Origin of the sequence: Actinoplanes sp. NPDC051470 (genome assembly GCF_040682035.1) — a bacterium.
Classification (GTDB): domain Bacteria; phylum Actinomycetota; class Actinomycetes; order Mycobacteriales; family Micromonosporaceae; genus Actinoplanes.
On record NZ_JBFBAA010000010.1, the window covers coordinates 283,339 to 293,535 of the forward strand.

Here is a 10,197-nt window from a genome sequence, read left to right on the forward strand (position 1 = left end):
CGGATGTGACAGGGGGCCCGGAGCCAAGCGGCTCCGGGCCCCCTGTTCCTGGGGACAGGGTGTCAGGACAGTGGGTAATCCGGCAGGTAGACCGGCTGGCCGACCTTGGTCGTGTCGGCCGCCTCGCCTACGCCGTTGACCACGTGGTCGATGACGCCGGCGCTGAGGTTGACGGTCATGATGTGGTGCAGCTTGACGCCCGGGCGGTTCGGGACCTCGAAGCCGTTCTCGGTGTGGATGGCCGGGTTGTTCTGGTTGAAGACGTACACGCCGGCGCCGTAGAGGTGGTGGTTGCGGACCCGGTCACCGACCTTGTAGCCGGCGTAGCCCTCGACCTTGCCGTTCATCCAGTCCCGCTGCGTCGGGGGGTCGTACGGCAGCTCGTTCTGGTAGAGCACGGTGGTGCCGTTGTTGCCGTTCCAGACGGTGTTGTACTTCTGGAAGTGCTCGACGAACAGGCCGGTGGCGGTCACCCGGTCACCGTTGACGATCACGCCGGTGGTGCCGATGTTGGTCCGCCAGCGCTCGGTGTCGCCGCTGAAGCCCTCGACGCCGTGGTCGGCCCGCCACACCCAGGTGTGGTCGATCAGCACGTCGTCGGCGTTGACCTCGAGGGCCGTGGCAGTCTTGCCGATGTGCGGCCCGCCGACCCGGAAGTACAGGTCGCTCAGGGTGGTGGGGTCGGAGTTGCGTCCCCACGCGTCCTGACCGGGGCGGCCGACCTGGACGAGCACCTTGGACTTCGTCAGCCCGGCGTCGACGGTGACACCGGCGACGACCACGCCGGGTACGTCGGCGATCTTCAGCGGCGTCGAGCCGTTGACGGCGGTGAGCGTGGCGTGTCCCTGGCCGAGCACCACGGTGCCGGGGCGTTTGATCTCGATGCTGCGCGGGATGTCGTACACCCCGGGGGTCAGCAGGAGGTTCTTGCCCCGGGCCAGCATCGAGTTGATCTTCGCGACGGCGTCGCCCGGCTTCGCGACGTAGAAGTCGCTCAACGGGATGGTGCGGCCACGACCGACATCGGCGGACCAGGAGATGCCGCTGGTGTTGCGCTGGACCGCGGGGACGCGGACGGCGTAGCTTCCCCGAGCATCCACGAACAGGTACGGCTTCTCCCGGCTGACCGGCGTCTTCTCCAGGGTGGTGTACGGCGGGGCGGGGAAGCCCGCCTCGGACGGCGCGCCCTCGACCCCGGCGAAGACCTGGTTCCACACGCCGTTCGACCAGCCGGCGACCTGGCTGTTGCGGGTCAGCCACTGCTGCTGCGAGCCGTTGGTGACGTCCGGCAGCTTGGAGTCGGCGATGAAGCCGCCGGAGGCGTACTGCGGCCCGGCCGTGCAGTAGTCCATCAGCGACAGGTTGCCCCCGGTGACCTGGACCCGGCGCATCGAGACGGCCTGCGACACGGCCCAGAAGTTGGCCGACGAGCGGCAGCCGTCCTGGCCCTTGGCGTTCACGTTGATGGTCAGGTTGGACACGGTGCGCCAGAAGTTGACCAGCGCGAGGCAGTTGTCCGCGGTGAGGCAGCGGTTGTAGACCTCGACCTTGCCGTTGATGGTCACGTCGCCCGGGTTGGCGCCGAGGCCGGAGATCTCGGTGTAGTAGCCGACCTTGATCTGCAGTGGCTGGTCGGCGGTGCCGTAGACGCCCGGCTTGAAGTAGTACGCGTACCGCTGCGTACCCATCTCGTTGCCGACCTGCTGAGCGTAGGTCGCGTCGAGGACGGCTTGGATCTCGCCGACCGGCGTGCTCGGGTCGAAGACGGTGACGTTCGGTCCGAAGCCGGCCGGGGCCGGATGCGAGGCCGACGGAGTATGCGTGACGGGCTGAGCCCCGGCCGAGGCGGCGGAGGTCAGGACCAGCCCGGTGAGAGCGGCACAGACGGTGACGATCCGGCCGAGACGCCGGCGTGTGATCATGCGGTCCCCTTTTCGAGTCAACGTGAATTAACGCGCTGGCAATGACTAGGTCCCAAGCAAGCGATAGACAGACTTCTTCGTCAAGCGGGGGAACACGGCAATCCGGCCGAGCCCGGACAACTCGCCGCGGTTCCGGAACCCGGTTGCCCGAAGCGGCAGCGTCACGCGGATGTTCGGGCAGCCGGAACCGGTACCGGGAGGCTGATTCGATAGTTGTCCTGTTACAAATGTCCCGTGGAAGATCCATACACTCTCAGTGCAGATCCGCCGGTGCTCACGCTCGCCGGCGAGTTCGATCTGGCCGCCCGGGACGAGTTGACTCGCGCGCTACTGAACGTAGCGGGAGACCCGGCCACCGACCAGGTGGTCCTGGACCTCACGGACACGACGTTCATCGACTCCGAGGCCCTCGGGGCCGTCATCGTCGGGGTCAACGCCGCCCGGGAGGCCGGCAAACCGTTCCGGATCGTCGGCGCCACCGGCGTCGTCCATCGGGTCATGGACGTGGCCGGACTGCTCGATCTCATCGACGACCATCATCACGGTCCGTGATCTGACACTGCACGTTTCGTATTTGCACGGGGTCGTTCCCCTCCCTACCCGTACGACGTTTCATGCCCACGGGAGGGGAACACCGCATGATTCGCAACAACGACCGGCTGGCCGTCCGTGGTCCGATAAATCCGGACAACGGCTTCCCACGCTGGTACAAGGACGCGAACGGGGTCCGGCTCGAACTGGCCTTCGACCCGGCCGACCCGAACACCCCGGCCATCGGCGAACTGCCCGACCCGGCCGCGCCGGTGAGCTTTCCCGGGAACTTCCCGGACGAGGCCTTCTACTTCCTGGCCGAGGCCGAGCTGCCGATCGGCGGCGGGACCCGGCCCGGTCGCGCGCGGGTGGTCCTGGCCCTGGAGGCGGCGTTCGCGCTGGAGGTCCCGCAGGACGGTCAGCAGCAGGTGTTCGCGCGCATCCGGGTCCGCATCGACAACGGCGTCCCCGGCGCGGCGTACGTCTTCACCCACCCGTACGGCGAGACCGATCCGTTGATCGCCGACGAGAACGGGCGGGTCTTCGTCACCGAGGACATCGGCGCCGCCGCGCTCCGGTTCGACGACGTGGTGCGGGACGGCGAGGTCGCACCGTTCCTGAGCTGGGACAGCGACGCCCCGGACGGCTACCTCGGCATCGGCGGCGTCGACCACACGATCACCGGCAGCCCGTTCGGCACCAACGTCGTGCGGATCCAGGGTCCGGGCGCGGGCGGCCCGGGCGTCGACGAGGTCTCCACGATCCTGTTCTCGCTGCAGGGGCGGCTGGCCACGGTGGCCGGCGCCGAGGTCACCCGCGCGGTCTACACGCGGACCTCCGGCTCGATGGTGGCGGACGTCTTCGCGGTCTCCGAGCCGGATCAGACGCTGCGGGCCGCGGGGGCCACGCTGCGGGAGGCCGGCCCGCTCTATCACGTACGCGCGGAGCTCGGCGCCGCCGCACCCGCCACGATCGACCTGGTCAACACCACCGACCAGCCGCCCACCACGGTCACCGCGCCGCTGGTCGACGCGGTGACCGTGCTCGTCGCCGACTACGACACCACAGCCCGCCGCCTCACCGTCGAGGCCGCGTCCTCCGACGTGGACGGCCCGACCACGCTGACCGTCACCGGCTTCGGCGACCTGCCCGCCGGCAAGGCGTCGTTCGAGTTCGTCGAGGCGCCACCCGCGACGGTCGAGGTCACCTCGTCGCACGGCGGCTCGCACACCCGGCACGTGCTCGTCGCCGGCCCCGCCGCCGAGGCCGACCCGCTCGCCGCGGACGCCGGCCCCAACCGCGCGGTGGTCACCGGCGACCTGGTCGCCCTGGACGCGAGCGCCAGCACCGGCCCGGCGACCAGCTTCACCTGGACGCAGACCGCCGGCACGCCGGTCACCCTGTCCGACCCCACCTCGGTACGCACGACGTTCACCGCCCCGGCGGCCGGCTCGCTGGAGTTCGCCGTCACGGTGAACGGCACCGAGACCGACACGGTCGTGATCGTGGTGACCGCGCCGACCCCGACGGTGGACACGCTCACCGTGGGCCGGGCCGAGTTCCGCACCGACTCGGGACGCTGGCGGGTCGACGGCACCGCGACCGGGCCGCTGCCCGACCGGGTCACGGTCAGCCTCGGCGGCGTCGAGATCGGCACCGCGGCGGTGGACGCCACGCTCGGCTGGGACGTCCGGCGCACGGTCATCCCCGGCGAGACGGACATCATCCCGGCCAACGGCGCCACGATCGCGATCACGTCCAGCCGCGGTGGCTCGGCCACCACGACCGTCACCGTCCGGCGCTGAGAGGGGCACGACGATGGGATATCTCCTGACCGGCGTCTTCACCGAGGCCTGCGACTGCACCCTGGTCTGCCCGTGCTGGCTGGACGACGCGCCCGAGGAGGACCACTGCACCGGGCTGTTCGCCTGGCGGCTGGACGAGGGCTCGGCCATCGACGGCGTGGACGTCGGCAAGCTCACCGTGGTCAGCGTCTCCACCCACGCCGGCGAGCGGCGGGCCGGCGCCACGGCGACCGCGATCTTCATCGACGAGAACGCCGACGACCGGCAGTTCGAGCTGCTCGGCGCGGCGTTCGCCGGGAAGCTGGCCGGTCCGCTGGGCGAGCTGGCCGCGGTCAGCGGGGTGGTCGTGCAGCGGCTGGCGGCGCCGATCGAGATGACCGCGGACGAGGCCGGCTGGCACCTGGTGGTCGGCGTGCCCGGGGCCGGACCGATCGAGGCGACCGGCGCCCCGCACGTGCTGCTCGACGAGGACGAGCCGCTCACCCTGCGGCACACCGCCCTGGACCGGGAGCTCAGCGTGGCCGGCGACGACGGGGTCGCGGCGCACCGCACCGAGCGGCTGGCCGTGCGGGTGCCGGCGCTCGCGGGCGGGTATCTGGACGTGGCCGGGCGCTCCGCGATGCGAGGGCGGTTCCGGTACGCGGACCCGCTCCCGCCCCGTTCACGGCGATGACCCGTCCACTGTTGCCTATAGGTGCGCAGAGCAGCTCTGCGCACCTATACGCACCACGCTGGGATCGGGTGACCGGTGTCGTCGTCACTCTGGGCGTGGTGGCCTGGGTGGCGATGACGCTCGGTCAGCCCGGCGGCCATCACCACGGGCACACGTCGCTCGGCGGCTGGCTGATCATGGTGGTGGCGATGATGCTGCCGCCGGCGTTGCCGCTGTTCCGCGTCGTCCTCGGGCTCACGTCCTCCGCGGCGTACACCGGGATCGCGATCTTGATCTTTGTCGCGGCCTGGGGTGTGACCGGGATCGTCCTCACGGCCGGCACCGACCTGCTCGGCGCCCTCGTCTTCCGGCTGCCGCATGAGCAGACGCTGCTCGGGGCGGGGCTGGTGCTGGCCGGGGCGTGGCAGTTCACGCCGTGGAAGGACGCCTGCCTGACCGCCTGCCGGACGCCGCGCGGGATCGCCATGACCCACTGGCGTGGCGAACCCCTGAGAGGCAGCGCGGCGATCGCGGTCGTCTACGCGGCGTCGTGCATCGGCTGCTGCTGGGCGCTGATGGCGGTCGGGCTGCTCACCGGCGCGGCCGGCCTCGGGGCGATGGCCGTACTCACTCTTCTGATGGCCGCCGAACGACTCACCCGGTGGGGCCGCGCCCTGGTCCGCCCGGTGGGCGCGGCCGCCCTCATCCTCGGCGTCTCGCTGCTGCTCGGCGTGGACGCCCTCTTCACCTAGGAGCCTTCCTGATGGCTGACCTCACCTACGACGTGGTCGCGTGCGAGTTTCCGGTCGTCTACACGATCGACGGCGACCACGACCCCAGCGGCCTTCTCTTCGTGCTGCGCGCCTACCAGCCGCTGCTCGACTTCGCGCGGGCGCGCTGGGAGGACGACGACCAGTTCCTGCCCCGCACCCACGAGCGCGCCCAGTGGACGCAGCTCGTGGTCGACGGATTACGGCGCTATGAGCTGATGCGGGCCAAGCTCGAGCCCGGTGACCCGCTGCTCGACTATGGCGTGACGGCGCCGGTCGAGACCGGCCTCGAGAGCGAGAACGAACGTTCTTTCCCGCTCTCGGCGCGCGAGCAGAACCTGCGGGCCACTGTGGACGAACTCCTCGCCGCGCTCGACCTGCTCACCGACGGTGCCGTACGGACCCTGCCACCGGACGCCGCGACCCGGGCGGCCTGGGTTGTTCTCTATTCCGACGCATTGTCGGCCGCGCGGGCCGCGATCGCCGAGCGGCTGGCCAAGCTCGAGGTGGACGACGAGACCACGCTGCGGGCGCTGGCTCGCGACACCGGCCTCTCCCCCGCCCGGGTGCGGCGGCTGATCCTCAACGATCACAGAACGGACGTGACCGGTCTGGGCGCGGACACGCCGGCCTACGACCGGTTCAACCCGCTGCGACCGCTCCCCCTGGCCCGGCCGCTGGTGCTGCGGGCCGCGCGCGGGCAGAGCGTCGAGGTGCGCTTCGAGAACCAGATCCGTGACCGTCAGGTCGGCCTGCACGTGCAGGGCGACGTGCTCAACGACATCCAGATCGACGACGGCGCCGAGGTGGGACGCAACATCTCGTCGCTGGTGCCGTTCCAAGGGCGCCACACCTACCACTGGACGGCCACGCACGAGGGCGCGTACGTGATCAATGACCTCGGCGACGTCCGGGGCGACGAGCGCGGCACCAACAGCCACGGCCTGTTCGGCGCGTTCCTGGTCGAGCCGGCCGGCGCGACCTGGCGCGACCCGGAGACCGGCGAGAACCTCACCGGCACGGCGTTCGCGGACGGCGCGTACGTGGACATCATCGTCCCGGACGACCGCCCCGACGTGCCGTTCGTGGACTTCCACAGTGGCACCGCGCACAGCCACCGCGAGTTCACCGTGTTCATGCACGACGAGCCGTCGGTGCACAGCGGGCTGCACGTCGCCGGCGAGCACGACGTGATGCCGCTGTCGCTGCGGGCCGAGCCGATGCCGAACCGGCTGCCGCACCGGATGCGCCGGCTCGTCGAACAGTCCGCCGACCGGCCGCTGCCGACGCCCGGCCAGATCGACCAGCACGCCATGACGATGGTCATCGACGACGACCTGACCGAGGTGTTCCTGGTCGCCCGGAACAGCGACGGCGAGTTCCTCGAGCGGGTGGCCGGCGAGGAGCAGCACCACAGCTCGTGGCTCTTCGGCGACCCGGTGACGCCGATCTTCCGGGCCTACAAGGGCGACCCGGCCCGGGTGCGCGTCCTGCACGCCGGGGTCAAGGAGACCCACGTCTACCACCTGCACGTGCATCAGTGGCGGCAGATCGCGGCCGACCCGGACTCGCAGCTGGTCGACTCGATCACGATCGGACCGCAGACCGGGATCACGCTGGATCCGCTGTACGGGTCGGGCAGCCGGCAGAAGGCGCCCGGCGACGTGATCTGGCACTGCCACCTCTACCCGCACTTCCACCACGGGATGTGGGGGCTCTGGCGCAGCTTCGACCGGCTGGTCGACGGGAGCGTGCCGGCCTACCCGGACGGGACGCCGGTGCATCCGCTGGAGCCGTTGCCGGGGCGGGCGCCTCTTCCCCGTACCCCGGAGCTCCCCGGTTTTCCGTGGTTCATGGACGCCGCGTTCCCGCAGAAGTCTCCCCCGCCGCCGGCCGTGATCCCTTCGCTGGCCGTCGGGCGGCGACGGCTGCTCGGGATGCCGCCGCACTCCGAGCTCGAGGCGGGCGCCTTTCCCCCCGGCGTGGTGGCCGACCCCCGGCCCGGGGCGGTCTTCGTGGACCTCGACGGGGACGCGGCCGAGTGGAACGCGGCGGCCGGCCAGCCGGCGCCGCGGGTGATCAGCTACGACGTGGTGGTGGACGCCGACCCGGTGGTCTACAACTCGCGGGGCTGGACCGATCCGCGCGGGCACCACTACCAGATCCGGCGGGTGACCGTGGACGGCGTCGAGTTCGACCCGCCCGCCGACCGGATCGAGCCGTTCTTCCCACGGGCGAACCACGGCGACATCGTCGAGTGGCGGATGTTCAACAACCTGGACAGCGCGCCCGCCGACGGATTCGACCTGCCCGTACCGCCGGCCGAGTGCGGGCTGCACGTACACCTGGTGAAATTCGACGTGCTCGTCGCGGACGGGTCGTCGACCGGGTTCAACTACCTGTCCGGCGCGTCCTGCCCGTCCGCCGTCGACACGGTCGCCTCCGGGCCGGACGAGTTGCCGGTCAACGTGGGCCTGCACCGGTGGGTGGTGGACGAGGAGTTCGGGCCGTGCTTCTTCCACGACCACCTGCTGGCCAACTACCGGCAGAAACACGGGCTGTTCGCGGCGCTGATCGCCGAGCCGTTCGGGTCGCGGTGGCTGCTCCCCGATCAGGAGACGCTCGCGTGGTCGGGGCCGCAGGCCGTGGTGCTGCCGCCGCTGTCGTCCGGGCTTCCCGCCTATCGCGAGGCCGGCATCGCGGTCGGCGACTTCGTGCCGCTGGTCGACGCGTCCGGGGCGCCGTTGAATCCGCCGGGCGAGCTCGGCGGGGACGACGACCCCGGTGTCATGGCGGTCAACTACCGGTGTTCGCCGTTGACGTTCCGGGGTGACGACCCGTCGCAGTGGTTCGCTTCCACATCTCCGGAGAAGGGCGACCCGGAAACCGAGATCATTCGGACCTATCCGGGCGACCGGCTGCGGATCCGGCTCATCCAGGGCTCGCACGAGGAGCAGCACAGCTTCGTGACGCACGGGCTGCGCTGGCCGCGCGAGTGGAAGAACGACCGTTCTGCCCTGGTCAACCAGCAGACGATCGGCATCTCGGAGGCGTTCACGCTGGATCTGGACGCGTACGGCCTGGGTGATCACCTGTGGCACTTCGCCGCCATGGACGATCTGTGGCTCGGATGCTGGGGTCTCGTCCGTTCACAATTGCCGAGCCCTTCGGCGTTGCTGGAACTGCCTCCCCTGCCCGGGCGGCCGGGCCTCGACCCCGCGCCGCTGCCGCCACGGCCGGCCCGGCCCGATCGGGACTATGTGGTCAGTGCCCGGCGGCGCGAGATCTTCTACGACGGCCGTACGCTGACCGATCCCTGGGGGTTGATCTTCTCCCCCGCCGACGGCTTCGTCGAGGAGCGCGATGACGACGATCGGCTGCGCCGCGTGGCGTACGGAGTCTCGCGTACCCAGGAGCCCCTGGTTCTGAGGGCCCGGCCGGGTGAGTGGATCCGGGTCACGCTGATCAACGACCTGGCCGACGCCACCGATCCGCTGCTGCCGCCGTTCGGCGTCGAGCCGGTGGTGGTGCCGCTGCCGCTGGACGACGAGCGGACGCTGTCCTCGCGGGTCTCGCTGCATCCGTCGCTGCTGCGGTACGACGTGGTCAGTGACGACGGGGCGTTCGTCGGGCGCAACCACGACAGCACGGTGCCGGCCCTGGACCTACTCGCCGGGGACAAGCACGGGCACGCCTCGGCCGGGCACGACGACAGGCAGAACTGGCGGGAGTACTGGTGGTTCGCCGACCCCCGGCTCGAGGGCCAGGTCTGCTACCTGCAGGACATGGCCGACGTGCGCAACCACCGGCACCACGGCCTGGTCGGCGCGCTGGTGGTGGAGCCGACCGGCGTGACACCGGTGTCGTCCGAGACCGGGCGCGAGCAGTGGACCGGCGCCCAGGTGGTGCTGGTCGGCTCATCCGGTGAGCGGGTGGCCAACGAGCAGGTGCTGCTGGTGCAGGACGGCCTGCGGCACTTCGTGGCCGGCAACCCGACGATGGCTGTGCCCGACGTGGAACCTGGCGACGACCCGGAGGACGCCGGCCAGAAGGGCATCAACTACGGCACGGCCCTGGCGCACCCGCGCGACGTGCTGAGCCGCGACACCCCGCCCACCCCGATCTGGCCGGCCCGGGTCGGCGACCGGCTGTGGCTCCGCCTGCTCGGGGCCGCCGACAAGCCCCGCAACCACAGCTTCACGGTGCACGGCATGTCCTGGCCGGCCGCGCCCTGGGTGCCGGACGGCCCGGTCGAGGCGGCTCTGTCCGGTTTGACCACGGGGTACGCCCGCACGCTCGAGATGAGGGCCGGCTCGGCCGGTGACCACGCCTACCGTTCGGGCGCCTTCCGCTGGGCCGTCGAGGGCGGTGTCTGGGGCATCATCCGCGTGGCCCCACGCCCCTGACCGCCCCTCCGTCAGAGACGGGCCTCGCCGGGATCCCGGCTGCTGTGGCTGCTTCCAACCTGGCCGAGATCGTTGCTGTGTGGTCCACGCCGCAAGGTGGTGAGTCCCGGG

The 10,197-nt window shown here is 71.0% G+C and carries 6 protein-coding genes; 5 read left to right on the top strand and 1 reads right to left on the bottom strand.

From position 1 onward, the window contains the following. Positions 1-62: 62 nt before the first annotated feature. Positions 63-1,922, bottom strand: a complete 1,860-nt coding sequence (locus AB0M54_RS20150) for an adenylyl cyclase (RefSeq protein WP_364472996.1) — start codon at positions 1,920-1,922, stop codon at positions 63-65. Positions 1,923-2,156: 234 nt separating this feature from the next. On the opposite strand from AB0M54_RS20150, the gene AB0M54_RS20155 reads away from it, so the two are divergent. The 5 genes from AB0M54_RS20155 (at position 2,157) to AB0M54_RS20175 (ending at position 10,086) form a co-directional block, all read left to right on the top strand. Then, positions 2,157-2,474 (top strand): STAS domain-containing protein, encoded by a 318-nt coding sequence (locus tag AB0M54_RS20155; RefSeq protein WP_364472998.1) that lies wholly within the window; start codon positions 2,157-2,159, stop codon positions 2,472-2,474. 86 nt (positions 2,475-2,560) lie between these two features. Then, the gene (locus tag AB0M54_RS20160; RefSeq protein WP_364472999.1) at positions 2,561-4,258 is read left to right on the top strand and encodes a hypothetical protein; all 1,698 of its coding nucleotides are present in this window, start codon (positions 2,561-2,563) and stop codon (positions 4,256-4,258) included. A gap of 13 nt (positions 4,259-4,271) precedes the next feature. Further along, positions 4,272-4,931 carry a DUF1326 domain-containing protein gene (locus AB0M54_RS20165; RefSeq protein WP_364473001.1) on the top strand — a complete coding sequence of 220 codons (660 nt, stop codon included), beginning with the start codon at positions 4,272-4,274 and terminating at the stop codon, positions 4,929-4,931. 68 nt (positions 4,932-4,999) lie between these two features. After that, positions 5,000-5,662, top strand: a complete 663-nt coding sequence (locus tag AB0M54_RS20170; protein WP_364319591.1) for a DUF2182 domain-containing protein — start codon at positions 5,000-5,002, stop codon at positions 5,660-5,662. An 11-nt stretch (positions 5,663-5,673) separates the two neighbouring features. Next, on the top strand, positions 5,674-10,086 hold the full coding sequence (locus AB0M54_RS20175) for a multicopper oxidase domain-containing protein (RefSeq protein WP_364473003.1): 4,413 nt from the start codon (positions 5,674-5,676) through the stop codon (positions 10,084-10,086). Positions 10,087-10,197: the final 111 nt, after the last annotated feature.

Bases quoted from the DNA above. Each gene is read 5' to 3' on its own strand.
- AB0M54_RS20150 (WP_364472996.1), bottom strand. From the start codon at position 1,922: ATGATCACACGCCGGCGTCTCGGCCGGATCGTCACCGTCTGTGCCGCT.
- AB0M54_RS20160 (WP_364472999.1), top strand. From the start codon at position 2,561: ATGATTCGCAACAACGACCGGCTGGCCGTCCGTGGTCCGATAAATCCG.
- AB0M54_RS20165 (WP_364473001.1), top strand. From the start codon at position 4,272: ATGGGATATCTCCTGACCGGCGTCTTCACCGAGGCCTGCGACTGCACC.
- AB0M54_RS20175 (WP_364473003.1), top strand. From the start codon at position 5,674: ATGGCTGACCTCACCTACGACGTGGTCGCGTGCGAGTTTCCGGTCGTC.